We start from the raw sequence: 25,297 nt of genomic DNA, 5'->3' as shown, positions 1-25,297 counted from the left end.
CGCGTACGGCGAGGCGTCAGCCGACGAGGGCGGACGCGGGACGCGTACGGCGAGGGGTCAGCCGACGAGGGCGGACGCGGGACGCGTACGGCGAGGCGTCAGCCGGCGAGGGTGGACGCGGGCTCGAAGACGGGCGCGGGCTCGAAGACGGGGGCGATCATGTCGAGGATCACGTCGACCGCCCGCTCGTTCTCCGCCTCGTCCGTCGAGGCGTTGAACTCGGCCAGTTCGACCCCGCGCAGCCGGTCCGCCGGGATCGTTTCGAAGACGGTGCGGATCTGTTCCGGGAGCAGTCCGTCCGGGACGGTGTAGTCGGCCGGCACATGGCCGGGCTCCAGGACGTCCCAGTCGATGTGCACCCACACGGGCCGGTCGCCGATGGCGTCCAGGATGTTCTCGGCCGTGGTCTCCTTCGGCGGGATCACCCGCACCCCGGCCCGCGCGATCAGCGCGGCCTCGGCCTCGTCGATGTCCCGCGCGCCCACCAGGACCGCCTGCGAGGCAGGCAGTCCGGCGCCGTGCCCGCTGTCCCACAGGCCGCACGCGGCGGCGAGGACCATGCCGCCCAGGTAGCCGGTGCCGGTCGTGTCCGGGGTGTTGAAGTCGCCGTGCCCGTCGATGTAGAGCACCACGGCGTCCGGGATCTCCCGGGCCACCACCGGCAGCGTGCCGATGCTCGCCGGGCAGGTGTTGGAGATCATGACCGTCCGGTGGCCGCCCCGGATGCTCTCGCCGACGGCCTGGCCCAGCGCGCCGAGCTGCTCCGCGGCCCGCGGCAGGCTCAGGCTCCAGTCGTCGTCGACAGCCGGTGCGGGCTCGCCGATCCAGCGGCCGGTGAGTCCGTGACGCCGCTCCAGGGCCCGCGCGAGACGGGCCGCGCCCTCGATCATGCGGGGCGCCCGGTCGGCCACCCGGCCTTGGGAGACGATGAGTTCGATCATGGGTCAGCGGGTCCTTTGCGTCTCTTGGGTCTCTTGGGTCTCTTGGACGTCTTCGGAGGAGGTGCGGGGGGTGAAGACGTCACGGGGCTCGAAGGGACAGCTGTCCGTCCGCTCGGCGTTCTCCTCGGTCAGGCCGTACTGCAGCCATTCGAGGTCGCCGACGCCGTAGGAGCCCAATTGCGGGGAGTGCGGTATTCCGTCGTAGCGGTGTATTCGGTTCCGGATGTTCGAGCGCACTCTCCGGCCGCTCGGAGTGTCCCCGGCGAAAACATCGAATCTTTCCCGCGGATTGATGACGAGCGCGAAATGGCTGCCCAGATTCCTGCTGCGCCGGATCTTGTGGGCGGGGTTGCTCATATTGCAGAACAGCGGCATTCCGGCGAAGCACATGGACCAGGTCGCGGAGTCGGGGCTCGACGCGACCTCGGCCGGCCAGGGGGCGGGGTCGACGCGGTGCAGTTCCTGCAGGACGTGCCAGCCGAAGGCATGGTGCCCGGCGACCGAGTCGGCGCTGACGGCATCCGGCGAGAACACCGCGACCAGCGGATACGCGGTGTCCAGCCGACCGTCCCAGGCCCTTGCCTGCTCGACGTACTCCGTGAGGGCCGCCGCCAGCACCCGGATGCCCTCGCTCCCGCCGTCCGCCACGAAGACGAATCTCAAGAGCCGCTTGCGGAAGGCGTTCCGCGAGAAGACACAGGGGAATTCCGGGTCGGCAAGACGCTCCGCGATCTCCTCGAACGCGATGCGCTGCCAGCCCTCACCCCCTTCCATCACCTGTTCCTGGGAAACAATCTCTGTGTTTCGTTGCGACGTGTGCACCTAGCCATCCGTTTCTGCGGTTCAGGGCCGTGGCGATGACCATCGTGCCCCCGAAAACGGAGCGTCACAACGATTTGAAACGAAGGGTTGAGCAACGAAGTACGGCTTCTACAACTAAAGTTGTAGGTGCTTTCCCTTTTCCTTTGCGGCAGCCCGGGAGGATGCCCGGTGATCACGTGCAACCGATCCCGCCGACACCGAGCTCCTGGTGAACCCCACCTACAAACCGGTCTGGGACCTGCCCGGCGGGATGGCGGAGGCCAACGAGCCGCCGGAGGACACGGCACGCCGTGAGCTGATGGAGGAACTCGGCATACGCCTCACGCTGCGCGGGCTGCTGGTGGTGGACTGGGTGGCCCCGCACGGTCCCTGGGATGATCAGCTCGCGTTCATCTTCGACGGCGGCACCCTGGACGAGGAGCAGGCCGACCGGCTCGAGCACGCCCTGAAGGCGCTGGACACGGGTCGACCAGTGTGGACCAGGGGCAGCGAGGCTCGCCAACACGCGAGAGAGGGCGCCTGACCTGCGTTTTCGCTGGCCAAAAGCCCTGAGCGGCAGACGAGTCGGGCTGTACGCCGGGTTCTGTTCCCCGGGTTCCTCGCGGAGCCCGGGGCGACGGCCATCCATCTAGGGCCGGCGTTGCCGCCGGCCTCGTGCGGTCTACCCGCGGACTCGGGCGGGCAGCCCTCGAACGTCCGCGCAGAGCGCTTTTGACGGCGCTCCTTTTGACCTTGCTCCGGGTGGGGTTTACCTAGCTGCCCAGGTCACCCTGGGCACTGGTGGTCTCTTACACCACCGTTTCACCCTTACCGAGGACGAAGATCCCCGGCGGTCTGCTTTCTGTGGCACTGTCCCGCGGGTCACCCCGGGTGGCCGTTAGCCACCACCCTGCCCTGTGGAGCCCGGACGTTCCTCGGGAAGCCCCCTAGGGGGACTCCACGCGGCCGCCCGCCCGGCTCGTCTGCCGTGCCGACCATGCTACCCGGCGGAAGCCGCCCTTCGGTGCCGCGGCCGTGGCCAGCACCGAGCCCGCCAGGATCAGGGCGAACGCGACGCCGATGCCGAGGGTCAGCTTCTCGTCCAGGAAGAGGGCGCCCGCGGCGACGGCGACCGCCGGGTTGACGTAGGTGATGACACCGGCCCGGGTCGGTCCGATCTCCTTGATCAGCTCCAGGAAGGCCACGAACGCGATCGCGGTGCAGACGACGCCGAGGCCGGCGAGGGCGGCCAGGACCTCGCCCGAGGGCATGGCGGCGGGCCGGGTCAGGAAGGCGGCGGGGGCGTAGACGACGGCGGCCAGCGTGAGGCAGGGGGTGATGAGCTGGAGGGTCGGGACGTCCTTGAGGTGCCGGGCGGCTATCAGCGGGGCGGCGGCGTAGCCGACGACCGTGACCAGCACCTCGGCCAGGGAGCGGGCGTCGCCGCCGGTGAGGTGCGGCAGGGTGAGGACCGTGACGCCCGCGAGGCCGAGGGCGAGACCCGTGATGCGGCGGGCGCCCACGCGTTCCTCGGCGCCGAAGAAGCGGGCCAGGAGGAGGGCGACGATGGGCACGCCCGCGATGAGCAGTCCGGCGGTCGAGCTGGACAGGTGGCGTTCGGCGTCGGTGAGGGTCCACCAGGGGCCGACGATCTCGATGACCGCGAAGGCCAGCATGGGCTTCCAGTGCGCCCGCACGGTACGGGCGAGCCCGCCCTGGCGCAGGGCGAAGGGCAGCAGGAGGGCGGCGCCGAGCGCGCACCGCGCGAACACCACGACGGACGGGGACAGCTCGTCCACCGCCACCTTGATCATCAGATAGGGGACGCCCCAGACGACTCCCATCAGGGAGAACAGGGCCCAGCCGCGTGCAGTCATGGAGACAGTCTCGGGGGCACCCTCATCCCCGGTCTTGAACGCTGTTGCGGTACGCCGCCGGGGTCACCCCCAGCACCCGCCGGAACCAGCGCGTCAGATGCGCCTGGTCCGCGAACCCGACCAGCGCGGCCACCTCCGCCGGCCGCAGCCCGCACTCCAGCAGGCCGCGCGCCCGGTGCACCCGGTACTGGGCGAGCCAGGCGTACGGCGGCACCCCCATCTCCGTGCGGAAGGCGCGCAGCAGCTGGTACCGGGAGAGGCCCAGGTCGGTGGCGAGGGCGGCGAGGGACGGCGGGTCGGTCAGCTCGTCGGCGAGGCGGTCGCGCACGGTGTGCGCGATGCCGTCGGCGCCGGGCACGATGTCGCTCGCGGCGCGGGCCGTGGAGTGCCGGCGGGCGAGCGCCGTGAGCAGCCACGGCAGCCGTGACTCGGCCTCCAGCGGATCGGGGCAGGCGCTCAGCTCGGTGTGCGTGCGCAGCAGGGCGGCGGCCAGCTCGGGGTCGTCGAGGACGGCCTCCCGGAAGTGCCGCACACCCGTGCCGACGGTGCCGTCTGCGAGCAGGCCGGGGGCGGCGTAGAGCGCGCGGTAGGAGTAGCCGCCGTCCGGCGTCGCGGGGCCGCCGGTGTGCATCTCCCCCGGCTCGAGGATGACGATCGAGCCGGGCCCGGAGTGGACGCGTCCGCCCCGGTAGTCGATGAACTCCAGCCCGCCGACGGTCACCCCGATGGTGAACTCGTCATGGGCGTGCGGGGCGTAGACGTGCCGGTCGAAGCAGGCCGTCAGCAGATCCAGCACCGGCCCGCACCGCCCGAGCCGTGCCCGCGCCCATCGGGCGTCCTCCCGTATCCGTACGCTCACCTCGCACCCCCCGGTGACAGGGGATCAGAGGAAGTCGCCGGTGTCCAGGTCGAATCCGAAGGGCTCGGGGAGGGTGAGGGCTTTGCCGAAGGGCCGGGTGCAGTGCTCGCGGTAGTCGTGCCCCTCCGGGTCGCTGAACAGCGTGACCGCCGTGGCGTCGCGGTCGACCAGCAGGTAGAGGGGAATGCCACCTCGGGCGTAGCAGCGGCGCTTGACCTCGCGGTCGGCGGCGGGCTTGGAGGAGGTGACTTCGAGCACCATGGCCACGCCGTCGCAAGGCATCCACGGCTTGGCGCCTCGGTAAAGCCGCCGCTCCTTGAGGGCGAACGTGCCGTCCGGGATCACGTGATCCTTGGGGCAGCCTTCCAGCTTGAGGCCCTTGTTCCCGGAGAACTGCATGTCGGCGCGGGACTTCCTGATCACCTGGGCCACGACCAACCCGATGCAGTCCTCGTGATCCCCGTCCGGCGGCGGTGTCACAACGATCTCCCCCTCGATCAGCTCCGCCCGGAAACCCTCCGGGGTGTCCAGGGCGAGAAAGCCCTCCAGCAGGACCTCTTCCTGCGTGAGCGGCTCATGGGCCATGGCAGTCATGTCACGCCCCTCCTTCGGTCGCTCGCCAGACTGGGACATCGGCTGACCACCTGTGCCTGAGATCGGGAACCGTTCCCTCGATCGTGGCACAGCCCGCGCCGCTACGCGGGCACGAACCGTACGGTCGCCCTCGCCGGGTCCGCCTCCGTCAGCCGCACCCGGAGCCGTTCGCCCAGCGGCAGCCGTTCGCCGTCGACGCGGCCGATGACGGCGGGGTCGGTGAGCTGGACCGTGCCGACGGTGGGGCGGTCGTCGTCGATGTCGACGACGCAGGCGTCGAAGGTCTCGCCGACCCGGCCGGACAGCACCGCCGCCTCGACAACGTTCACGCACTCGCGTTCCACCGTGCCCGCCCGGCGGGCGCCCGCGGTCATCTCGGCGGGGAGGGTGGCGAGGGCGGCGAGGACCCAGTCGGGCGGGTCGTCGCCGGAGGCCGCGGCCAGGCAGAGTTCCGTGGTGTAGCGGTCGGCGAGGCGGCGCAGGGGGGCCGTGCAGTGGGTGTACGGGGCGGCGACGGCGGAGTGCGTGGTGATGGGCGGGAGGGCGCCGTCGCGGAAGACCGTGTAGCCCGCGCCGCGCAGCAGCGTGGTGCATTCCTGGAGGAAGGCGGCGTGCCGCGGCCGGTGCGGGTCGAGGGAGCGGACCAGGTCGGCGTAGGAGACGTGGTGCGGCCAGTCGATGTGCAGGGCGTGCGCGGTGCGGCGCAGCCGGCCGACGGCGCCGTCGGGGGCGGCGGGCAGGGTGCGCAGGACGCCGGTGCCGTGGGCGAGCATCAGGTCGGCCGCGGCCATGCCGGTGAGCAGGGAGATCTGGGCGTTCCAGCCGTCGGCGGGGAGCGGGGCGCGGTAGACCGGTTCGTAGGTGCCGTCCCGCTCGACGATCTCCTGCTCGGGCACGCTGAGGGAGATGCCGCCGCGTTCGCTCTCCAGGCGTTCGCGGAGCAGCCCGACCGTCTTGAGCAGGGCGACCGGTTCCTCCGCTCGCCCGTCGTCGATCTGCCGCTGCACCCACGCGTAGTCGAGCCGGGCCCGGCTGCGGACCAGGGCGCGGCGGAGGTCGACGGCGAGGGTGCGGCCGTCCGCGTCGAGGTCGATGGTCCACAGGGCGGCGGGGCGGGGCCCGTCGGGGAGCAGGCTGGCGGCGGCCTCGCCGAGGGCCTCCGGGTGCAGGGGAACGCGTCCGTCCGGGAAGTAGAGGGTCATCACCCGCCGGTGGGCCTCGGCGTCGAGCGCTCCGCCGGGGGCGACGAAGGCGGCGACGTCGGCGATGGCGTACCGCACGCGGTAGCCGGTGCCCTGCCGGGCCAGGTGCATCGCCTGGTCGAGGTCTGTGGAGGCGGGAGGGTCGATGGTGAAGAGGGGGATGTCGGTCGCGTCGTACGGCGGGAGGGCGGGTGCCGTGGCCGCTCGTTCGGCTTCGGCCAGTACCTCGGGCGGGAAGCCTTCGGGGACTCCGAGTTCGGTGCGCAGCGCGGCGAGGGCGGCCCGCAGCGGTGCTTCCGGGGCGCCGGTCACGCGGAGGGGGCGGCGGGGCATACAGCGAGCGTAGGTCGCAGGGTGCCGGGCGGCACGCCGTACGCTGGCCGGGAGCTCTACCAGAAGGAGTACGTGTGCTGGTCCTGCTGCCGCCCTCGGAGGGAAAGGCCTCCTCCGGCCGGGGCGCCCCGCTGAAGCCGGAGTCGCTGTCGCTGCCCGCGCTGACGGACGCCCGGGAGGCCGTCCTCGACGAGTTGGTCGAGCTGTGCGCGGCCGACGAGGAGAAGGCGCGTGAGGTGCTGGGGCTGAGCGAGGGACTGCGCGGCGAGGTCGCGAAGAACGCGGAGCTGCGCACGGCCGGGGCGCGGCCCGCCGGGGAGGTCTACACGGGTGTGCTGTACGACGCCCTGGACCTGGCCTCGCTGGAGCCGGCCGCGAAGCGGCGCGCAGCGCGTTCGCTGCTGGTGTTCTCGGGACTGTGGGGCGCGGTGCGGGTGACGGACCGGATCCCGTCGTACCGCTGCTCCATGGGCGTCAAGCTGCCGGGGCTGGGGGCGCTGGGCGCGTACTGGCGCGCGCCGATGGCCGCGGCGATGCCCGAGGCGGCCGGGGACGGGCTGGTGCTGGATCTGCGGTCGGCGGCGTACGCGGCGGCGTGGAAGCCGAAGGGCGAGGTGGCCGGGCGGACGGCGACGGTGCGGGTGCTGCACGCGCCGACCCGGAAGGTCGTCAGCCACTTCAACAAGGCGACGAAGGGGCGCATCGTACGGAGTCTGCTGTCGGCCGGGGTGGCTCCGGCCGGTCCGGCGGAGCTCGTGGAGGCGCTGCGGGACCTCGGGTACGAGGTGGAGGCGCAGGCTCCGGCAAAGGCAGGGCAGGCGTGGGCGCTGGATGTGCTGGTGGAGGAGATCCACTAGGGCCGGGGAGATCCGCTGGCCGGGGAGATCGGCGTCCCACCACAGCGCGTTGCAGCATGCGCAACGCGCTTTGCACAGAACGCTTCGGCGAGGGCAGGATGAGGGCCATGACCCTGCCCTCGCCGTCTGCTGTGCCCTCTGTCCTGGATCTCGCGCCCGTCGTTCCCGTCGTGGTCGTCTCCGACGCCGCCGACGCGGTGCCGCTCGCCCGCGCCCTGGTCGCCGGCGGGCTGCCCGCCATCGAGGTGACGCTGCGGACGCCGGGCGCGCTGCCGGCGATCCGGGCGATCGCGGACGCGGTGCCGGAGGCCGTGGTGGGGGCGGGCACCGTGATCACGCCGGGGCAGGCGGACGAGGCCGTCGCGGCGGGGGCCCGCTTCCTGGTGAGCCCTGGCTGGACGGACGTACTGCTGGCGGCGATGCGCGGGTCCGGGGTGCCGTTCCTGCCGGGGGTTTCCACCACCTCGGAGGTCGTGGCGCTGCTGGAGCGCGGGGTGCGGGAGATGAAGTTCTTCCCCGCCGAGGCCGCGGGCGGTACGGCCTATCTGCGGTCGCTGTCCGGGCCGCTGCCGCAGGCGCGGTTCTGCCCGACCGGCGGGATCGGCCCGGCCTCCGCGCCCGACTACCTCGCGCTGCCCAACGTCGGCTGTGTCGGCGGCAGCTGGATGCTGCCCGCGGACGCGGTGGCGGCCCGTGACTGGGCGCGGATCGAACGGCTGGCCCGGGAGGCGGCCGGGCTCAGCGCAGGTGCGAGGTGTCGTTGAAGAGGCGGACGCTGGGGTTGCCGTCGGCGTAGTAGGCCACGACCGACAGGGAGGCCGCCGACAGCTCCATCCGGAACAGGGATTCCGCCGGGGCGTTCAGGGCGAGCCGGATCAGCGTCTTGATCGGCGTGACGTGGCTGACCAGCAGGACCGTGCGGCCCGCGTACGCCGCGACCAGCTTGTCCCGGGTGGCGGCGATCCGGGTGGCGGTCGCCGCGAAGCTCTCGCCGCCGCCGGTCGGCTCGGCGTCCGGGGAGGCCAGCCAGGCGGCCAGGTCGTCCGGGTGGCGCTCGTGCACCTCGGCGAAGGTCAGGCCCTCCCACGCGCCGAAGTCCGTCTCGCGCAGCCCGTCGTCGACGCCGACCTCCAGGCCGAGGCGGGCGGCGACGATCCCGGCGGTCTCGCGGGTGCGGGCCAGCGGTGACGACACGATCGCCTGGATCGTGCCCCGCCGGGCCAGCGCCGCCGCGACCCGCTCGGCCTGGTCCCGGCCGACGTCGGACAGGGACGGGTCGCTGCCGCCGCTGCCGGAGAAGCGCTTCTGCGGGGTCAGCGGCGTCTCGCCGTGCCGCAGCAGCACGAAGGTGGCCGGCGCGCCGAGGTCGGGCGCGGAGCCCCAGCCGACGGAGGGGGTGGCGACGGTGCGGGCGGCGCGCAGATCGGCGTCGGTCTTGGCGGCGGCACTCGGGGTGCCCGGGCCGGCGGAAGCGGCCCCCGCGTCCATCGCCTCGTTCGCCAGGCGGTCGGCGTGCTTGTTCTGCTCGCGCGGGATCCACTCGTACGTCACCCGGTCCGGCGGGAAGATGCGGGACGCCTCCATGGCCAGCGGCTTCATGTCGGGGTGCTTGATCTTCCAGCGGCCGGACATCTGCTCGACGACCAGCTTGGAGTCCATCCGCACGTGCACGCGGGCCGCCGGGTCGAGCCGGTGGGCGGCGCGCAGACCGGCCAGGAGTCCCCGGTACTCGGCGACGTTGTTCGTCACCACGCCCAGGAACTCCGCGGCCTCCGCCAGCGTCTCCCCCGTCGCCGCGTCGATCACCACGGCGCCGTAGCCCGCGGGCCCCGGGTTGCCCCGCGACCCGCCGTCGGCCTCGACGATGAACTCCCGCACCCCGCGGCCCCCTAGAGACCCGACTCGGCCGTGCGCACCAGGATGCGGCGGCAGTTCTCGCAGCGCACCACGGTGTCCGGGGCGGCCTTGCGGATCTCGTTCAGCTCGGTGATGGCCAGTTCCTGGCGGCAGCCCTGGCAGGTACGCGCGTACAGCTTGGCCGCGCCGATACCGCCCTGCTGCTCACGCAGCTTGTCGTAGAGCTTCATCAGGTCGGCGGGCACGGACCCGGCGACGACCTCGCGCTCCTTGGTGACCGAGGCCGCCTCGCCGTCGATCTCCTCGAACGCGGCGTCACGGCGCCCGGTGGCGTCGTCGATCTTCCCCTGCACGGAGCCGACCCGCTCGGTCAGCTCGGCGACCCGCGTCTGCGCGGACTCCCGGCGCTCCATGACCTCCAGGACGACGTCCTCCAGGTCGCCCTGCCGCTTGGCGAGCGAGGCGATCTCGCGCTGGAGGTTCTCCAGGTCCTTCGGCGAGGTGATCGCGCCGGAGTCCAGCCGCTGCTGGTCCCGGGCGGCACGCTGGCGCACCTGGTCGACGTCCTGCTCGGCCTTGGTCTGCTCGCGGGCGCAGTCGCTCTCCTCGGTCTGCGCGGCCACCAGCAGGTCGCGCAGCTGCGTGAGGTCCTTGGTCAGCGACTCGATCTCGGCGTGCTCGGGCAGCGACTTCCGCTTGTGCGCGAGCTGCTGGAGACGGACGTCGAGGGCCTGGACGTCGAGGAGTCGGATCTGGTCGGCGGGCTCGGCGTTCAGTTGGGGGCTCCTGCGGAATCGGAAGGGGCGCGCGAAGCGCTCGCTGGAAGGGTGGTGGTGGGCGACGGGTGGGCGGTGGACGCCTCGTGGGCGGTCCAGGGGTCGGTGACCGTCTTGGAGACGTGGACCCGGAGGCCCCATCCGTGGCGGTCGGAGATCTCGTCGAGCTGGCTGGCCGCCAGCTCGCACCAGGGCCACTCGGTGGCCCAGTGCGCCGCGTCGAGCAGCGCGAGGGGGCTTTGGGCCACCGCCTCGGAGGCGGGGTGGTGGCGCAGGTCCGCGGTGAGGAAGGCGTCCACGCCCGCCGCCCGGACGTGGTCGAACAGGCTGTCGCCGGAGCCGCCGCTGACGGCGACCGTACGGACGGTCGCCTCGGGGTCGCCGGCCACGCGGATGCCCTGCGCGGTGGCGGGCAGCCGGGCGGCGGCGCGGGCGGCGAGCTCGCGGACCGTCAGCGGGTGGTCGAGTTCGCAGACCCGGCCGAGCCCGCGGCGGCCCTCGGGGTCGGTGGCGTCCGGCACCAGGGGCCGTACGACGCGCAGGTCCAGCGCGCCCGCGAGGGCGTCGGAGACTCCGGGGTCGGCGGTGTCGGCGTTGGTGTGGGCGACGTGCAGCGCGATGTCGTTCTTGATCAGGGTGTGCACGACGCGGCCCTTGAAGGTGGACGCCGCGACCGTCGTCGTCCCGCGCAGGTAGAGCGGGTGGTGGGTGACCAGCAGGTGGGCGCCAAGCTTCACCGCCTCGTCGACGATCTCCTGGACGGGGTCGACGGCGAACAGGACCCGGGTGACCTCCTGGCCGGGGTCGCCCACGACCGTACCGACCGCGTCCCAGGACTCGGCCCGCTCGGCAGGCCACAGATTCTCCAGCGCGGCGATGACTTCTGACAGACGGGGCACGGGACACAGGCTACCTGCCTGGTCCGCGGGGCTGAACCGGCGCGGCCACCGCATCCGCTCATCACCACCTGGAGCACACGCGTCCCCGTTCCCTCAGGCGAATCGCCGCGCGGCCACCCGTATGTGTGAAGCGGCCAGCGGGCGGTCCCCCGTCTGTGCGTACGAAAACTAGCTTCCTCACTGGAGGTGACCGAACGATGACGGCCTGTGCGATCGAGACCGCGGCGGGAGACCAGGACGGCTTCTCCCCGCGGCCGGGCTGCGTGATCACGGTGGACGGCGGCTACGCCGCGCGTCTCGCCCGCAGCGGCGACTCCTGGTTCCCGGAGCGCTGGACCCTGGACGGCCCCGAGCCCTACGCGGTGCCGCTGCCCGGCAACCAGCCGGAGGAGCCCGGCACCGAGGTGCAGCCCATGGGCGACGGGCGGGTCCTCATCCGCCGCCACGTCGACGGGCGGCAGCTCTTCGCGCTGCTCTACCCGACCGGTCCGGGGACCGGCGAGCTGCCGCTGGGCGCGGTCGAGTGCGGGGACGCCGAGGTACGGCTGCTGGCGCCCGCGCCGGGCGGCGACCGCGCGTACGCCCTCGTCGTCGGCCCGCGCTCCAGCGCGGTGTGGCTGGTGGCCGGGGGCGCGTTCGGACCGGAGCACGTGGCCGTGATCCCGGGACGCTGCTCGGGCGGGGGGTGGCTGGACCGGGAAGGGCGGATGCTGGCGCTGGACCGGGAGCTGGACGGCCGCACCAAGACCGTCGTCGTCGACCTGGAGCGGGGCGGGGAGGTGTCCCCGCTGCTGCAGATCGCCGCCGACAGCGACGACCGGCTGCTGCTCGCCGACCCGGACAGCGGACTGCTGCTGATCCGTTCCGACGCGCCGTCGCCCGGTCACGCGCGGCTGGGCTGGGGGGTGCTGGGCAGCACGCTGCCGGTGCGGTTCCCGGAGTGCCTGCGGGTGTCGGCGGACTGCGCGGTGACGCCGTTCGCGATCCAGCCGGGGCTGGTCCTGACACCGGAGAGCTGCGGGGTGGCGCTGCGGGTCGACGGCCCGGGAGGCACCTGGATCGGCATCTGGCGCCCGGCGGAACGATGCATCAGGCATCTCCCGGCACCGGAGGGCTGGCTCGCCGGGGCCGGGCTGTGGACACGGGAGGGCGTCCTGCGCCTGCCGTACACCACACCGGCGACGCCGTGCGGGGTGGCGGAGCTGGCGGTGCCGGCGAGGGACGAACAGGCGAGGGACGAAGGTTTGGCGGAGACGGAGGGCGTGCGGGGGGTGGCGGGCGCGGCATGGCGCCCGGGGGCAACGGCGGCCGCACGAGGCGCCGGCCAGGCGGGGGACGCGAGGGCGGCGGGCATCGCACGGGTCGGGGATGCCGGCGGAGCGGTGGACGCGGGCGGCGCCGAGGGTCCGGGGCGGGACGGTGCGGCTTTCGTCCTGGGGAAGCCGCCGGAACCGGACCCTCGGCAACCGGGCACTTGGCAACCGGGCGCTTGGCAACCAGATCCGTCGCAACCGGACCCATCACAACCGGACTCCTCGGATCCGCGCCCCTCGGAACCGGAGCCTTCGGAACCGGTCCCGCTGCGGCCGGTGCCGTTGCAGCAGGCGCCGTTGGGGCGTCTTGTAACGAAGTAGCGGCGGTCGGCGTGGCCGCCTGGATTCGGCCCGAGGTGTGCCGGTTAGACTCCCCCGGCTGTAAAAGATCATGTTGACGGGGTGAATTCTTCCGATGAGCGACGCCAGCACGTCCCAGCCGCTGCCCGACGGCACCACGGAGCCCGGCCACGGCAAGCACCGCGGCCAGGTCTCGGCGCAGGAAACCGAGACGGCCCCCCGGGGCCGGCACCGCAGGCCGGTGGAGCAGCAGACCGAGACGGCGGCCTGACGGTACGTCATTCGGCACGGCACCTGGCCCCGTCCACCGCACGGTGGGCGGGGCCTTGTCGTGTTCCGCGCGAGGCCCGTCCGGACGGGCGCCGGCTACCCGCTCCTCAGCCCCAGCACCTCCGCCGCCGCGAACCTCTCCCCCGCCGGCCGCGCCGCGAAGTGCGGGGTCGGCAGCGCGTCCAGCTCCTCGTAGGTGAAGGTGTCCCGCTTGCTGTCGAACTTCTCCCGCACCCGGGGCCGTTCGACGACCGCCACCATCCCGCCGTGCACGACGAGCACCTGGCCGTTGATGCGGGCGGCGGCCGGGGACGCGAGGTAGCCGACGAGCGGGGCGACATGCTCGGGGGCCAGCGGGTCCAGGCCGCCCGAGGGCGGGGCAAGCCCCGCGAACACGTCCTCCGTCATCCGGGTGCGGGCGCGCGGACAGATGGCGTTGGCGGTCACCCCTAACCTGGCGAGGGCGAGGGCCGTGGAGGTGGTCAGCCCGACGATGCCCCCCTTGGCGGCGGCGTGGTTGGGCTGCCCGGCGGAGCCCGCCAGGAACGCCTCCGAGGAGGTGTTCACGATCCTGCCGAACACCGGCCCGCCCCGCGCCTTCGCCCGCTCCCGCCAGTGCGCGGCGGCGAACCGGGTGGTGTTGAAGTGGCCCTTGAGATGAACGCGGATCACCGGGTCCCACTCGTCCTCCGCCATGGAGAAGACCATACGGTCGCGCAGGATGCCGGCGTTGTCGACGAGGATGTCCAGCTCGCCGAACGTGTCGATCGCCGTCCGCACGAGCTGTTCGGCCTCTCCGAAGTCGGAGACGGCCCCGGTGTGGGCGAGAGCGGTACCACCCCGGGCCCGGATCACCGCGGCCGTCTCCTCGGCGGGGCCCGCGGACCGCCCGTGCCGTCCCGGCCCGGCTGCCCGAAGTCGTTGACGACGACGGCGGCGCCCAGCCGGGCCAGCTCCAGCGCCTCCGCCCGCCCCAGCCCGCGCCCGGCACCGGTGACGACCGCCGAACGCCCCTCCAGTGGCAGCGACATGAGAGCCCCCTCGAACTCCTCGGCGCGCCTCAGATCTCGACACACGTACGCAGTGCCGTACCGGTGCGCATCTGGTCCAGCGCCTCGTTGATCTCCGCGAGCGGTATCCGGTGGGTGATCAGACCGGCCAGGTCGATCCGCCCGGCACGCCAGAGGGCGATGGTCCGCTCGTAGGAGCGCAGCACGTCACCGCCGCCGTACAGGGACGGCAGTATGCGCTTCTCGTCGAAGAACAGCTCGAACATGTTGAGCTGGAGGAAGTCGTCCATGGCACCGGCGCCGACCACCACGAGGGTTCCGCCGCGCCGCGTGGTCTCGTACGCCGTCCGCGCGGTGGCCGACCTGCCGACGACCTCGAAGACGTAGTCGAAGCCCTCCCCGCCGGTCAAGGACTGCTTGGCGTCGGCCAGTTCCTCCGGCGGCACCGCGCGTGTGGCGCCGAACCGCAGTGCGGCCTCGCGCCGCCCGGCGACCGGGTCGACGGCGACTATCTCCGCGGCGCCCCGCAGCCGCGCGCCCTGGATCGCGGAGATGCCGACGCCTCCGCAGCCGATGACGGCGACCGACGAACCGGCCTCCAGGTCGGCGGTGTTGAGGGCCGCGCCGAGTCCGGTGGTGACGCCGCAGCCGATGAGGGCGGCGATGTCGTAGGGCACGTCGTCGGGGATCGGCACCGCGCAGCCGGCGTCCACGACGACCTCCTCGGCGAAGGTGCCGGTGCCGGCGAAGCCGAAGACGTCGCCGCCGGGGCGCCGGAAGTTGGGGGTGCCCGCGTTCATGAACCCGGCCAGGCACAGTTCGGTCTGCCCGCGTCCGCAGGCGGGGCAGGCGCCGCAGGCGGGCAGCCAGCAGACGACGACCCGGTCACCGGGCGCGAGCCCGACGACCCCCTCCCCCACGTCGACGATCTCCCCCGCACCCTCGTGCCCGGGCACGAACGGCGCCGGCTGCGGCAGGACGCCGCTCATCGCCGACAGGTCGGAGTGGCACAGCCCCGTGGCCCGTACCCGGATCCGGACCTTGCCGGGCCCGAACCCCGTCGCCTCGGCGTCGTCGACGACTTCCAGCTTCTCCTGGCCGGTCTCGTGCAGTACGGCTGCGCGCATGGTGCGGCTCCCCTCGGAAGGCTCGATGGCTCACGCGTGCTGGACGACGGTGTCGGCGAGGACCGGCGCGTCGCCTCTGTCGACGGCGCTCACGGCCACCCGGACGGCACCCTCCTGCCGCCACATCCGGACGCGCAGGGTCTCGCCCGGGTGGACGACCCCGGCGAACCGGGTGTCGTAGGACCGCACCCGGCCCACCTCCCCGTCGAGCAGGGTGTCGACGACGGCCTTCAGCGTGATGCCGTAGGTGCACAGCCCGTGCAGGATGGGCCGGTCGAACCCGGCGACCTTGGCGAACTCCGGGTCCGCGTGCAGCGGGTTCCAGTCGCCGGAGAGGCGGTAGAGCAGCGCCTGATCCTCGCGCACGGGCCGCATGACCGTCAGGTCCGGTTCCCCGGCCGGTGTGTCGAGCCGGGCGGACGGCCCCCGCTCACCACCCCACCCGCCTTCGCCCCGTACGAAGATCCGCGCGTCGTTGGTCCACAGCGGGCCCTCGGGGTCGCCGACGTCGGTGCGCAGGACCAGGACGGCCGCGGTGCCCTTGTCGTGGACCGCGGCGATCCGGGAGGTGGCCGTCGCCCTGCCCTCCGGGGGGATCGCGCGGTGGACGGTGAGGGACTGGCCGCCGTGCAGCACCCGGGCGAGGTCGACCTCGACGCCGGGCATGGACAGGCCGCTGATCACTCCGGGGCTGCCCGCGCCGGCGACGGTGGCGAAACTCGGCAGCACGTGCAGCCGGGACTCCAGGGTGTAGCGCAGCTCGTCCGGGTCGGTGGCGGGGATGCCGGCGCCGATGCCGAGGTGGTACAGCAGGACGTCCTTGGGGGTCCAGGAGATCTCGCCGGTCCGGGGTTCGGCGGCGAGGGCCTTGGCTGCGTCGATGGGCATGGGGCTCCTGATCACGGCGGGCGCGAGGGCGATGGCGTGGCGGAGAGGCTGACACGATGGAAACCCCGGTGCGACCGTCCGCACCGTCGACCGCACCGAGGTCGTCCCGAGCCGCGGAACCCGCCCTTCTAGAACGCGTTCCAGTACGGCGACCCTCTGTATAGCCCACCTCCCGACAGTTGTGAATACGTCCCGCAACAGCTGACTGACGGCGCGTCAAGTCGACAGCGCCCCCTCCTCGTCATCCCGGAATACACCCTTCCGGGGGCCGCCTCACCCACCCAAGATCACCACGCGCAGAATGACCCGTATGCCGATAATGAACACACCGCAGCCGACCACCGTCGACGACGCCCCGTTCATCAGCCGCACCCTCGCCCGCGCCTTCGACGACGACCCGATGATGCGCTGGTTCTTCCCCGACCCGGGCACCCGCGAGGCAGGCCTGACCCGGTACTTCACCACGCTCCTCACCCGGCAGTACGCACAGCACGGCCTCTGTGAGCACACCGGCGCGGCGGCCGCCTTCTGGGTCCCGCCGGAGGGGCAGGAGAAGGCCGTCCCCGACGCGGTGACGATCCAGCAGCTCCAGGAGATCCTCGGCGACCGGGCCCCGCTGTTCCGGGACGCCGTCGAGGCCGCGGCCGGGCACACCCCGCAAGAGCCGCACTGGTACCTGGCGGTGATCGGCGCCGACCCCGCCGCCCGCGGCCAGGGACACGGGGCCGCCCTGCTGCGCGCGGGCCTGGCCCGGGCCGACGCCGCGGGTCTGCCCGTCTACCTGGAGTCCTCCAAGCCGTCCAACGTCCCGCTGTACGAGCACTTCGGCTTCGCCGTCCGCGCCGAACTGCAGCTGCCCGGCGGCGGGCCCACGCTGTGGGCGATGCGACGGGAGCCGCACCGCCCGGCCGTCGCGTGACGCCCGACCGGAACCCCGGCCTGATCCGAACGACAGGGCCTAAGGAGCCCTAGTCCGCCAGCTTCGTCACCTCCGCCGACGCGTACTCCGTGCCCTTCGGTGCCAGGCAGACGAACCAGTCGACCGGGGAGTTCTCGGCGGGGCGGATGAAGGTCTGGCGGGTGGGCGCTTCCGCGTGCTCCGGGGCCCGGTCGATCACGGTGCTGGTGCCGTCCTTCCAGGTGCAGGTGACCTGGCCGGCGGCCCGGGTGACCTGGCCGACGACCAGCCGCTGCGGGCCGTCGGTCCCGGACTCCAGGGGAAGCGCGGCCGTCGTGAGGTTCTGCGGGGTGCCGCCGCCCTCGGAGAAGGCCGACCACAGGGCCAGCGACTCCTCCTCGCCGACGATCTTGTGCACGAAGTAGTAGCTGCTGCCGACCATCTGGTAGGCGTGCCGGACCTCCTCCGGCAGGTCCCCGTACTCGGCCATCACGTCCAGCTGCGCCTGCGCCTCCACCTCGTCGCGCGCGGCCGGCCACACATCGAGGACGACCCGCCACTCGGTGGGCCCGTCGCTGCCGGTGGCGAGCGTGGTCCGGTGCGGGGCGAGCGCGCTCGGGGCCGCGGACCGCGACTGGCCGGCCGGCGGTGCCACCCGGTCGCCGCCACCGCCCGGCAGTCCCGCGACCGCCAGCGCCGCGGAGGAGCCGCTGATCACCAGCGCCGCGGCCGCCGCCACCGCCCAGCGGCGGGCCTTGCGGCGGCGTCCGCCCCGCATCACCGTCTCGTAGGGGGCTATGCCGATCTCGACCTCGTCCGCGGCCTCGGCCAGCAGGAAGGCGATGTCCGTGTGCGACATCTCGTGGTTGCTCCCCTGGTTCGCGCCCATCACTTCCGCCCTCCGTTCGTCACCGTCTCGGCCAGCCCCGGTATGGCGCGGAGTTTCGCGATCCCCTTGGCCGCGTTGCTCTTGACCGCGCCCACCGAACAGCCCATCGCCTCCGCCGCCTGGGTCTCGGTGAGGTCCTCCCAGTACCGCAGCACCACCGCCTCCCGCTGCCGGGCGGGCAGTTGGGCGAGCGCCTTCAGCAGTGCGTTGCGGTCGTCCGCCTGGGAGATGCGGTCACCGGTGTCGGGCTGCTCGTGCGCGAGGCCCGAGTCGTCCTTCGGTGCCAGGAACTCCCGTAGGCGTCTGCGGTGTTTGCGCGCGTGGGCGTTGATCATCACGCGCCGTACGTACGCCTCCGGGTCGTCGGCCGAGCCGACCTTGCGCCAGGCCACGTAGACCTGTTCGAGCGTCGACTGGACCAGGTCCTCCGCGGCGTGCTGTTCCCCCGTGAGGAGAAATGCCGTGCGCATCAGCCGCGGCCAGCGGCCGATGACAAAGGCCTGGAACTCCTCGTCCCGGGCCTGCTTCCGATCCCCCATGGGCACCTCCTAGACACACAAAGGAGTCCATGGGGGTCGCGAACCGTTGCCTCCCCGTCAGAACTTCTCCCGCGTCACCGCTTCTCCCGCGTCACCACTTCTCCCGCGTCACCCCGGCTGCCGGACCGCCGCCGCCCCCTTCCCCGGCAGCCACGCCCTCATCACCACGGCCCCCGCCACCAGCACCGCCGCCGACACCCGGAAGGCCAGCGCATAACCCTCCGTCAGTTCCGCGGCGCCTGTGCTGTGGCCGGTGCGGGCCGCCGCGATCGTCGACATCACGGCGAGTCCGAGGGATCCGCCCATCGTGCGGGACGTGTTGACCATGCCGGAGACGAGTCCGGCGTCGCCGGGGTCCGCGCCGGAGGTGGCGAGGGAGGCGAGCGGGGTCGCGGCGAGGCCCGCGCCCAGCATCATCAGGATGCCGGGGAGCATGATCCCGGTGACGTACGCCTCGTCGGCGCTCATGGTGGACTGCCAGCCGAAGCCGGTGGCGGCGACGAGGCTGCCGAGCACGGCTACCGGGCGCGCGCCCAGGCGGCGCATCCAGCGCGGGGCCACCTTGGAGCCGACGACCACCGCGAGCGAGCTGGGCACGAGGGCGAAGCCGGCCTCCAGGGGGCTGTAGCCGAGCACGTTCTGCGCGTACAGCGTCATGAAGAACCACATGGAGAACATGGCGGAGCCGTTGATGAACATCGCCGCGTTCGCCGACGACACGGCCCGCGCCCGGAGCAGCCGCAGCGGCATCAGCGGTGCCGCCGTACGGGCCTCCACCAGCAGGAACAGGCCGATGAGCAGCAGTCCGGCGAACAGCGGGACCAGGGTGGCCGCGGCCGTCCAGCCGTCCGCCTCGGTCTGCGAGATGCCGTAGGCGAGCGTGCCCAGCCCGGCCGTCACCAGCACCGCGCCCGGCAGGTCGAGGCGGCGGCCCTCCCCGGCGCGGCTCTCGGTGAGGCCGCGCAGGGCCGCCACGAGGACGACGGCGCCGATCGGGACGTTGATGAGCAGCACCCAGCGCCAGGACAGCCCGTCGACCAGCGCGCCGCCGACGAGTCCGCCCGCGGCGCCGCCGCCCGCGCCGACCGCCGTCCAGGTGGAGATGGCCCGCGCCCGCGCGGCGCCCTCGGGTACGGCGGACGTGAGGATGGTGAGCGTGGAGGGGGCGAGGACGGCCGCGCCGAGTCCCTGCGCGGCCCGCGCGGCGAGCAGTTGCCAGCCCTCCTGGGCGAGCCCGCCGCCCAGCGAGGCCAGGGTGAACAGCGCGAGCCCGACCAGGAACATCCGCTTGCGGCCGTACAGGTCCCCGGCCCGCCCGCCGAGCAGCATGAACCCGGCGAAGGCGATGGCGTACGCGTTCACCACCCACTGCAGCCCCGGCCCGCTCAGCCCGAGGTCGGTGCGCATCGACGGCAGCGCCACGTTGACGACGGACACGTCGAGGACGACCAGGAACTGTCCGGCGCAGGCGAGCGCCACCACCAGCCAGGTGGGGGGCGTGGTGCGCCGGGTGGCGCGGTTCACGGTGGTGTCAGCGGCTTCGAGCATGAGTGCCATGGTCTCAATCGCCTGAGGCTTCGGGCATCGTTATTTCGTCCGAGGACGACCCGGTCGTACGACCCGGATGGGCCGTACGACCGAGCGGGGAGGCGGCTGCCGGGTCAGGACGCCGTGCAGCCGCCGATGACCGGGGCGGCCGAGTTGCCGTTCTTCATGACGGTGAAGCCGAAGCTGGTCGAGGCTCCTGCGGCGAGGCTGCCGTTGCCGTTGGGCCGCATCGTCATGACGTTTCCGCTGCTGTCCCAGGTGGGTGAGCCGTTCCAGGTGGCGGAGATCCGCTGGGGCGAGGTGACGGTGACCGTGGTGGTCCAGCCGGTGATCGCCGCGCTGCCCGCGGTGATGGTCACCTTGCCGTTGAAGCGGTCGCTCCACTCCTCCTGCTTGCTGTACGTCGCGGTGCAGGTGGCGCCGCCCGGGTTGCCCGGGTTGCCGCCGGAGGAGCCGCCCAGCGCGGTGAGCACGGCGCTGTACGCGGGCTTCTTGTTGTAGTTGCCGTCGAAGAGCAGCGGGGTGCCACTGGCCCGCCACGAGTACTTGTCCGTGATGCCCCAGACCGTGATGCCGGTACAGCGGCTGACGGCGAGACAGGCCTTGACGACGTTGCCGTAGCTGTTGGCCTGGGCGGTGCCGGAGCCCTCGATGTCCAGCTCGGTGATCTGGACGTCGACGCCGAGGTCGGCGAAGCGCTGGAGGTTGGCCTGGTAGTCGGAGGGGACCGGGGAGGCGCTGTTGAAGTGGGACTGGAAGCCCACGCAGTCGATGGGCACGCCGCGGGCCTTGAAGTCGCGGACCATGTTGTAGACGGCATTGCTCTTCGCGTTGATGCCGTCGGTGTTGTAGTCGTTGTAGCAGAGCTTGGCGGCGGGGTCGGCGGCGCGGGCGGTGCGGAACGCCTCCTCGATGAAGCCGTTGCCGAGCTTGTCCTGGAAGGGCGAGCTGCGGCGGGCTCCGCTGCCGCCGTCCTGGAACGCCTCGTTCACCACGTCCCAGGAGTGGATCTTGCCCTTGTAGTGGCCCATGACCTGGTTGATGTGGTTGTTCATCGCCGTCCTGAGGTCGGCGGCGCCGAGACCGCCGACCCAGCCCGGCAGCTGGGAGTGCCAGACCAGGGTGTGGCCGCGGACCTTCATGCCCCGGCTCTGGGCGTGGCTGACGATCCGGTCGGCGTTGCCGAAGCTGAACGAGCCGCGGCTGGGTTCGACGGCGTCCCACTTCATCTCGTTCTCCGGCGTCACCGAGTTGAACTCGGCGTTGAGCGTCGAGACGTACTGCGCCTCGCCCAGGTGGTTGGCCGCGACGGCGGTGCCGAAGTATCGGCCCTTCTCGGCTGCCGCGGCTCCCAGGGTGCTCGCCGCCTCGGCGGTTCCGGACGCCACGGTGACGCCGGCCGCGGCGAGCAGGCCCGCGAGACCCAGGACCAGTGCCCTTCGGGCACGGGAGGACGTGCTTGCGTGCATGAGTGCTCCCGAATGTTTCGTGGGGGTTTCCGATTGGCTGCGCAGACCGTACGGGCGCACTGAGGACGCGTCAACAGGGTGCGCACGAGCGAAACTTGAGAGTTGTCGGCCATCACATCAGCCCCTCAGCCGTGCGAAAGTTTCGAGGTGCAGCCCGACACAGTCGTCTTGCCTGATGGGGGATCAGATCACCATGAGCGGGTCAAGAATTCATTAGTTGCCCGAAGGATCGGAATAGTTGCCCAGGCGCACGGGGTTCCTCCTGCACACATCCGCCCGGCTCGCCCTCTCCTCTGCCCTGGAGGCCCTTCTCCATGACGCTCACGCCGACCGACCAGCCCGCCCGGAGCGCCGGCGGGGCCGTCGTCCCCGTCCTCGCCTTCGCGGGCATCGTTGTCGCGGTGATGCAGACCCTGCTCGTCCCTGTGATCAAGGACCTGCCGCAGCTGCTGGACACCGACGCCGGAAACGCGACCTGGGTACTGACCTCCACACTCCTGTCCGGAGCCGTGGCGACGCCCATCATGGGCCGGCTCGGCGACCTGTACGGCAAGCGCCGCATGCTGGTCACCAGCCTCGCGGTGATGGTCGTCGGCGCGCTGATCAGCGCGCTCACCAGCACCCTGCTCCCGATGATCGCGGGCCGTACCCTCCAGGGCTTCGCCATGGGAGCCATTCCGCTCGGCATCGGCCTGATGCGCGACATGCTGCCGCGTGAACGGCTCGGCTCCGCGATGGCGCTGATGAGCTCCTCGATCGGCGTCGGCGGCGGCCTCGCGCTGCCCGCCGCCGCGCTCGTCGCCCAGCACACCGACTGGCACGCCCTCTTCTACGGCGCCGCCGGCCTCGGCGTCCTCGCCATCGCGCTCACCCTGCTCGCCGTACCCGAGTCCCCGGCGCGCGCCCCCGGCTCCTTCGACCTGCCGGGTGCCGTCGGGCTGTCCGCCGGGCTCGTCCTGCTCCTCCTGCCCGTCACCAAGGGCAGCGACTGGGGCTGGTCGTCGCCCACCACGCTGGGCCTGTTCGGCGCGGCGGTCGTCGTCCTCCTCCTGTGGGGGCTGATGGAGCTGCGCCTCGCCGCGCCCCTGGTCGACCTGCGGACCACCGCCCGCCGCGAGGTGCTGCTCACCAACCTCGCGTCGATCATGGTCGGCGTCTCCTTCTACGTCGTCTCCCTCGTCCTGCCCCAGCTCCTCCAGCTCCCCTCCGCGACCGGTTACGGCCTCGGCCAGTCGATGGTCGTCGCGGGCCTGTGCGTGGCCCCGCTCGGCCTGACGATGATGTTCACCGCGCCGGTCTACGCCCGCCTATCGGCCAAGTACGGCCCCAAGGTCACCCTGATCGTCGGCCTGCTCGTCATAGCCGTCGGCTACGGCGCCGGCCTCGGCCTGATGGAGGCCGCCTGGCAGACCGTCGTCACCTCGGTCCTCCTCGGCGCCGGTATCGGCCTCGCGTACTCCTCCCTGCCGGCGCTGATCGTCGGCGCGGTCCCGGCCTCCGAGACGGGCGCGGCGAACGGCCTCAACACCCTGATGCGGTCCATCGGCACGTCCGTGTCGAGCGCCGTCATCGGCATGGTGCTGGCGAGCACGGCGAACGAGGTCGGCGGCGTCGAGATCCCGACCATGCACGGCTTCCGCGTGTCCTTCCTCATCGCGACCGCAGCCGTCGCCGTCGGCCTGGTCCTGGCCCTGTTCCTGCCCGGACAGCGCCCCTCCGGCAAGCCGCAGCTGCGGGCGAGCAGCGAGGAGGTGCTGCGCGGCTTCCGGGGGCGGGTGCTGGACGCCGCGGGCACGCCGGTGGCCCGGGCCCAGGTCACCCTGATCGACCGGCGCGGGCGCCGGGCGGGGGCGACGTTCTCCGGGGAGGACGGCGGCTACACCCTGGCCGTGCCGGCCGCCGGCCCGTACGTCCTCGCCGTGCAGGCCGCCGGGCATGGGCCGCTGGCTTCGTCGGCGACTCACTCCGGGGACGATCGTCCGGTTGAGATGGATCTGTCCCTGCCGGGCGAGACGGTCAGCGCGTAGCACTCCGCGACGTACCGCGACATGGCGTCTGCGGCGGTGTCGTGGCTGGTCGCGCGGTTCCCCGCGCCCCTGCAGGGCGTGTTCCGCACCCCCTGTCGTACCAGTGACCGGGGGTGCGGCAGCATGTGCGGCTGGAACAGTCGTACGACCGGAAGGACCCCCATGACCACGGCACCCGAGCCGGAGATCCTGGCCGCCTTCGAGGCCGCGAAGGGGTTCATGCCGGTCGACGAGGGGCTGGCGCTGTACGCGGCCGCCGCGGAGGCGGGGCGGCTCGGGCTGCCCCTGCTGGAGGTCGGCACCTACTGCGGCCGCTCCACGATCCTCCTCGCCGACGCGGCCCGCGCCGCCGGTGTCACGGCGATCACCGTCGACCATCACCGGGGCAGCGAGGAGCAGCAGCCGGGCTGGGACTACCACGACCCGGAGACCGTCGACCCCGAGCTGGGCCTGATGGACACCCTGCCGGCCTTCCGCCGCACCCTGCACAAGGCCGGACTGGAGGACCACGTGGTGGCCCTCGTCGGCCGCTCCCCGCAGATCGCCGCGCTGTGGAACACCCCCGTCGCCCTCGTCTTCATCGACGGCGGCCACACCGACGAACACGCCACCGCCGACTACGAGGGCTGGGCGCCCCACGTGGCGGACGGCGGTCTCCTCGTCATCCACGACGTCTTCCCCGACCCCGAGGACGAGTTCACCGGTCAGGCCCCGTACCGCGTCTACCTGCGGGCGCTGGAGTCGGGGGCGTTCACGGAGGTTTCGGTGGCGGGATCGATGCGGGTGCTGCGGCGGGTGGGGGCGGGGGTCTGACGGCCCTGTCCTGCCCGAAGTGCCCACAGCCCCAGGCGGAGGCGCGGATCGCCGCGGCGCTCGCGGGCGGCGGACGGCGGACGGCTGACGGCTGACGGCTGACGGCGGACGGCGGACGGCGGACGGCGGACGGCGGACGGCTGGTGGACGACGCCGACGCGCCGTCGAACCGGGTGCCGGCCGACCCCGAGGGGAACGAGGCGTGTGTCGGTGTGGCCGGTCCGCCCGACCCCGCCGCCGACCGCCCCGCCCGCTAGGGTGGCCCCGTGTCGTACGCAGGTCCGGAATTCGATCCTCCCCCCGCCCGTCGCCCGCGCCGCAGGCTGATCGCCGTGGTGGGAGCCGCGCTGGTCGCCGGTGCGCTGGCCGGATGGCTGGTCGTCGAGACCACGGGAGGATCGGACACCGGGGGCGGCCGTGCGGCGGCCTCCTCGACGGCGGGCACGCCCTCCGCCGAGGCGTCCACGCCCTCCGACGACGAGAAGCCGAGCCCGACGAGCCCCGCGCCGAAGGACACGAGCAGCGCTGCCTCGGGCCCGCTCAAGGGCAAGGTCGTCGTCATCGACCCCGGCCACAATCCCGGCAACTTCCGGCACGCCACCGAAATCAACCAGAAGGTCGACATCGGGACGAGCCGCAAGGAATGCGACACCACCGGCACGTCGACCAACGACGGGTACGCCGAGGCGAAGTTCACCCTCGACGTCGCCCACCGCATGCGCACCCTGCTCCAGCGGCAGGGCGCCACGGTGAAGCTCACCCATGACGCCGACCAGCCGTACGGCCCCTGCATCGACGAACGGGCCCGCATCGGGAACGAGGCGGACGCGGATGCCGTGGTGTCCCTGCACGCCGACGGATCGGGCGCCGGGAACCGCGGGTTCCATGTGATCCTGCCGGGCGAGGTGCACGCCGGTGCCGCCGACACCCGGCCCATCGTCGCGCCCTCGCGCGAACTGGGCGAGCGCATCGCGGGGAACTTCGTGCGCGTGACCGGCAGCGCGCCCTCCAACTACGTCGGCGACGGCACCGGACTCGTCACACGCGAGGACCTGGGCGGTCTCAATCTGTCAACGGTTCCCAAGGTGTTCATCGAGTGCGGCAACATGCGCGATAGCAAGGACGCGGCATTGCTGACCAGCGGTGCCTGGCGGCAGAAGGCGGCGCAAGGAATCTCTGAGGGAATCGTGAGTTTCCTGCGCGGGTGATG

General features: G+C 72.7%; 23 protein-coding genes, 1 other RNA gene and 2 pseudogenes. 9 read left to right on the top strand and 17 right to left on the bottom strand.

Annotated elements, in window-relative coordinates:
• Positions 1 to 98 precede the first annotated feature (98 nt).
• Positions 99 to 941, bottom strand: a complete 843-nt coding sequence (locus tag AMK31_RS03845) for an arginase family protein (RefSeq protein ID WP_073938854.1) — start codon at positions 939 to 941, stop codon at positions 99 to 101.
• Positions 942 to 944: 3 nt separating this feature from the next.
• Entirely contained in the window at positions 945 to 1,715 is a 771-nt protein-coding gene (locus tag AMK31_RS03840) for a YqcI/YcgG family protein (protein ID WP_073938853.1), read from the bottom strand.
• A gap of 253 nt (positions 1,716 to 1,968) precedes the next feature.
• On the opposite strand from AMK31_RS03840, the gene AMK31_RS03835 reads away from it, so the two are divergent.
• Positions 1,969 to 2,286: an NUDIX domain-containing protein gene (locus AMK31_RS03835; protein WP_385312008.1), complete on the top strand. Its 318-nt coding sequence runs from the start codon at positions 1,969 to 1,971 to the stop codon at positions 2,284 to 2,286.
• 33 nt (positions 2,287 to 2,319) lie between these two features.
• Here the strand turns inward: AMK31_RS03835 and rnpB are convergent.
• The 5 genes and pseudogenes from rnpB to AMK31_RS03805 all read right to left on the bottom strand — a co-directional run bounded on the left by rnpB (position 2,320) and on the right by AMK31_RS03805 (position 6,607).
• An RNA gene (rnpB, locus tag AMK31_RS03830) (RNase P RNA component class A) lies at positions 2,320 to 2,724 on the bottom strand.
• A gap of 115 nt (positions 2,725 to 2,839) precedes the next feature.
• Positions 2,840 to 3,556 (bottom strand): annotated as a pseudogene (locus AMK31_RS42375) (DMT family transporter); the annotation flags it as partial.
• Positions 3,557 to 3,641: 85 nt separating this feature from the next.
• Positions 3,642 to 4,466: an AraC family transcriptional regulator gene (locus AMK31_RS03815; RefSeq protein ID WP_073938985.1), complete on the bottom strand. Its 825-nt coding sequence runs from the start codon at positions 4,464 to 4,466 to the stop codon at positions 3,642 to 3,644.
• A gap of 36 nt (positions 4,467 to 4,502) precedes the next feature.
• A complete protein-coding gene (locus AMK31_RS03810; RefSeq protein ID WP_073938852.1) occupies positions 4,503 to 5,072 on the bottom strand; it encodes a Uma2 family endonuclease in 570 nt (189 codons plus the stop codon).
• A gap of 101 nt (positions 5,073 to 5,173) precedes the next feature.
• A complete protein-coding gene (locus AMK31_RS03805; RefSeq protein WP_073938851.1) occupies positions 5,174 to 6,607 on the bottom strand; it encodes an RNB domain-containing ribonuclease in 1,434 nt (477 codons plus the stop codon).
• Between the two features lie 74 nt (positions 6,608 to 6,681).
• Here AMK31_RS03805 and yaaA point away from each other — a divergent pair, with 74 nt between their 5' ends.
• Together yaaA and eda are read left to right on the top strand one after the other, a co-directional pair.
• The gene (gene yaaA, locus AMK31_RS03800; protein WP_073938850.1) at positions 6,682 to 7,464 is read left to right on the top strand and encodes a peroxide stress protein YaaA; all 783 of its coding nucleotides are present in this window, start codon (positions 6,682 to 6,684) and stop codon (positions 7,462 to 7,464) included.
• A gap of 107 nt (positions 7,465 to 7,571) precedes the next feature.
• A complete protein-coding gene (gene eda, locus AMK31_RS03795; RefSeq protein ID WP_073938849.1) occupies positions 7,572 to 8,228 on the top strand; it encodes a bifunctional 4-hydroxy-2-oxoglutarate aldolase/2-dehydro-3-deoxy-phosphogluconate aldolase in 657 nt (218 codons plus the stop codon).
• On the opposite strand, the gene AMK31_RS03790 is transcribed toward eda, so the two are convergent.
• Genes AMK31_RS03790 through AMK31_RS03780 form a run of 3 tightly spaced genes read right to left on the bottom strand, consistent with a single transcriptional unit; the run spans position 8,203 to position 10,996 of the window.
• Positions 8,203 to 9,342 carry a bifunctional RNase H/acid phosphatase gene (locus tag AMK31_RS03790; RefSeq protein ID WP_073938848.1) on the bottom strand — a complete coding sequence of 380 codons (1,140 nt, stop codon included), beginning with the start codon at positions 9,340 to 9,342 and terminating at the stop codon, positions 8,203 to 8,205. The genes eda and AMK31_RS03790 overlap by 26 nt on opposite strands.
• A gap of 11 nt (positions 9,343 to 9,353) precedes the next feature.
• Positions 9,354 to 10,097, bottom strand: coding sequence for a zinc ribbon domain-containing protein (locus tag AMK31_RS03785; protein WP_073938984.1), 744 nt, complete (start codon positions 10,095 to 10,097; stop codon positions 9,354 to 9,356).
• On the bottom strand, positions 10,094 to 10,996 hold the full coding sequence (locus tag AMK31_RS03780; RefSeq protein WP_073938847.1) for a Nif3-like dinuclear metal center hexameric protein: 903 nt from the start codon (positions 10,994 to 10,996) through the stop codon (positions 10,094 to 10,096). Before AMK31_RS03780 ends, AMK31_RS03785 begins: the two co-directional genes overlap by 4 nt.
• 197 nt (positions 10,997 to 11,193) lie before the next feature.
• Between AMK31_RS03780 and AMK31_RS03775 the strand changes: the two genes are divergently transcribed.
• Together AMK31_RS03775 and AMK31_RS40870 are read left to right on the top strand one after the other, a co-directional pair.
• A complete protein-coding gene (locus tag AMK31_RS03775) occupies positions 11,194 to 12,630 on the top strand; it encodes a hypothetical protein (protein ID WP_073938846.1) in 1,437 nt (478 codons plus the stop codon).
• Between the two features lie 94 nt (positions 12,631 to 12,724).
• Positions 12,725 to 12,880 carry a hypothetical protein gene (locus tag AMK31_RS40870; RefSeq protein WP_198948408.1) on the top strand — a complete coding sequence of 52 codons (156 nt, stop codon included), beginning with the start codon at positions 12,725 to 12,727 and terminating at the stop codon, positions 12,878 to 12,880.
• 95 nt (positions 12,881 to 12,975) lie between these two features.
• Here AMK31_RS40870 and AMK31_RS03770 read toward each other — a convergent pair.
• The 3 genes and pseudogenes from AMK31_RS03770 to AMK31_RS03760 form a co-directional block, all read right to left on the bottom strand.
• Positions 12,976 to 13,910: pseudogene (locus AMK31_RS03770) on the bottom strand (3-oxoacyl-ACP reductase).
• A gap of 29 nt (positions 13,911 to 13,939) precedes the next feature.
• Positions 13,940 to 15,016 (bottom strand): Zn-dependent alcohol dehydrogenase, encoded by a 1,077-nt coding sequence (locus AMK31_RS03765; protein ID WP_073938845.1) that lies wholly within the window; start codon positions 15,014 to 15,016, stop codon positions 13,940 to 13,942.
• A 30-nt stretch (positions 15,017 to 15,046) separates the two neighbouring features.
• On the bottom strand, positions 15,047 to 15,904 hold the full coding sequence (locus AMK31_RS03760) for a MaoC/PaaZ C-terminal domain-containing protein (protein ID WP_073938844.1): 858 nt from the start codon (positions 15,902 to 15,904) through the stop codon (positions 15,047 to 15,049).
• A gap of 301 nt (positions 15,905 to 16,205) precedes the next feature.
• Between AMK31_RS03760 and AMK31_RS03755 the strand changes: the two genes are divergently transcribed.
• On the top strand, positions 16,206 to 16,823 hold the full coding sequence (locus tag AMK31_RS03755; protein WP_073938843.1) for a GNAT family N-acetyltransferase: 618 nt from the start codon (positions 16,206 to 16,208) through the stop codon (positions 16,821 to 16,823).
• Between the two features lie 49 nt (positions 16,824 to 16,872).
• Here the strand turns inward: AMK31_RS03755 and AMK31_RS03750 are convergent, their stop codons facing one another.
• The 4 genes from AMK31_RS03750 to AMK31_RS03735 form a co-directional block, all read right to left on the bottom strand.
• Positions 16,873 to 17,691 carry a hypothetical protein gene (locus AMK31_RS03750; protein WP_079186655.1) on the bottom strand — a complete coding sequence of 273 codons (819 nt, stop codon included), beginning with the start codon at positions 17,689 to 17,691 and terminating at the stop codon, positions 16,873 to 16,875.
• Positions 17,691 to 18,230 carry a SigE family RNA polymerase sigma factor gene (locus AMK31_RS03745; protein ID WP_073938841.1) on the bottom strand — a complete coding sequence of 180 codons (540 nt, stop codon included), beginning with the start codon at positions 18,228 to 18,230 and terminating at the stop codon, positions 17,691 to 17,693. Before AMK31_RS03745 ends, AMK31_RS03750 begins: the two co-directional genes overlap by 1 nt.
• Before the next feature lie 108 nt (positions 18,231 to 18,338).
• Positions 18,339 to 19,778: an MFS transporter gene (locus AMK31_RS03740; protein ID WP_073938840.1), complete on the bottom strand. Its 1,440-nt coding sequence runs from the start codon at positions 19,776 to 19,778 to the stop codon at positions 18,339 to 18,341.
• Positions 19,779 to 19,891: 113 nt separating this feature from the next.
• The gene (locus tag AMK31_RS03735; protein ID WP_073938839.1) at positions 19,892 to 21,247 is read right to left on the bottom strand and encodes an endo-1,4-beta-xylanase; all 1,356 of its coding nucleotides are present in this window, start codon (positions 21,245 to 21,247) and stop codon (positions 19,892 to 19,894) included.
• A gap of 314 nt (positions 21,248 to 21,561) precedes the next feature.
• Between AMK31_RS03735 and AMK31_RS03730 the strand changes: the two genes are divergently transcribed.
• The 3 genes from AMK31_RS03730 (at position 21,562) to AMK31_RS03715 (ending at position 25,295) form a co-directional block, all read left to right on the top strand.
• Complete coding sequence (locus AMK31_RS03730; RefSeq protein ID WP_073938838.1) at positions 21,562 to 23,274, top strand: MFS transporter; 1,713 nt, start codon at positions 21,562 to 21,564, stop codon at positions 23,272 to 23,274.
• Between the two features lie 162 nt (positions 23,275 to 23,436).
• Positions 23,437 to 24,087 carry a class I SAM-dependent methyltransferase gene (locus AMK31_RS03725; protein WP_073938837.1) on the top strand — a complete coding sequence of 217 codons (651 nt, stop codon included), beginning with the start codon at positions 23,437 to 23,439 and terminating at the stop codon, positions 24,085 to 24,087.
• A gap of 266 nt (positions 24,088 to 24,353) precedes the next feature.
• Positions 24,354 to 25,295: an N-acetylmuramoyl-L-alanine amidase gene (locus tag AMK31_RS03715; RefSeq protein WP_073938836.1), complete on the top strand. Its 942-nt coding sequence runs from the start codon at positions 24,354 to 24,356 to the stop codon at positions 25,293 to 25,295.
• Positions 25,296 to 25,297 lie beyond the last annotated feature (2 nt).

It is taken from the genome of Streptomyces sp. TSRI0107, assembly GCF_001905845.1.
GTDB lineage: Bacteria > Actinomycetota > Actinomycetes > Streptomycetales > Streptomycetaceae > Streptomyces.
This window is presented reverse-complemented; position numbering and strand designations above follow the sequence as displayed.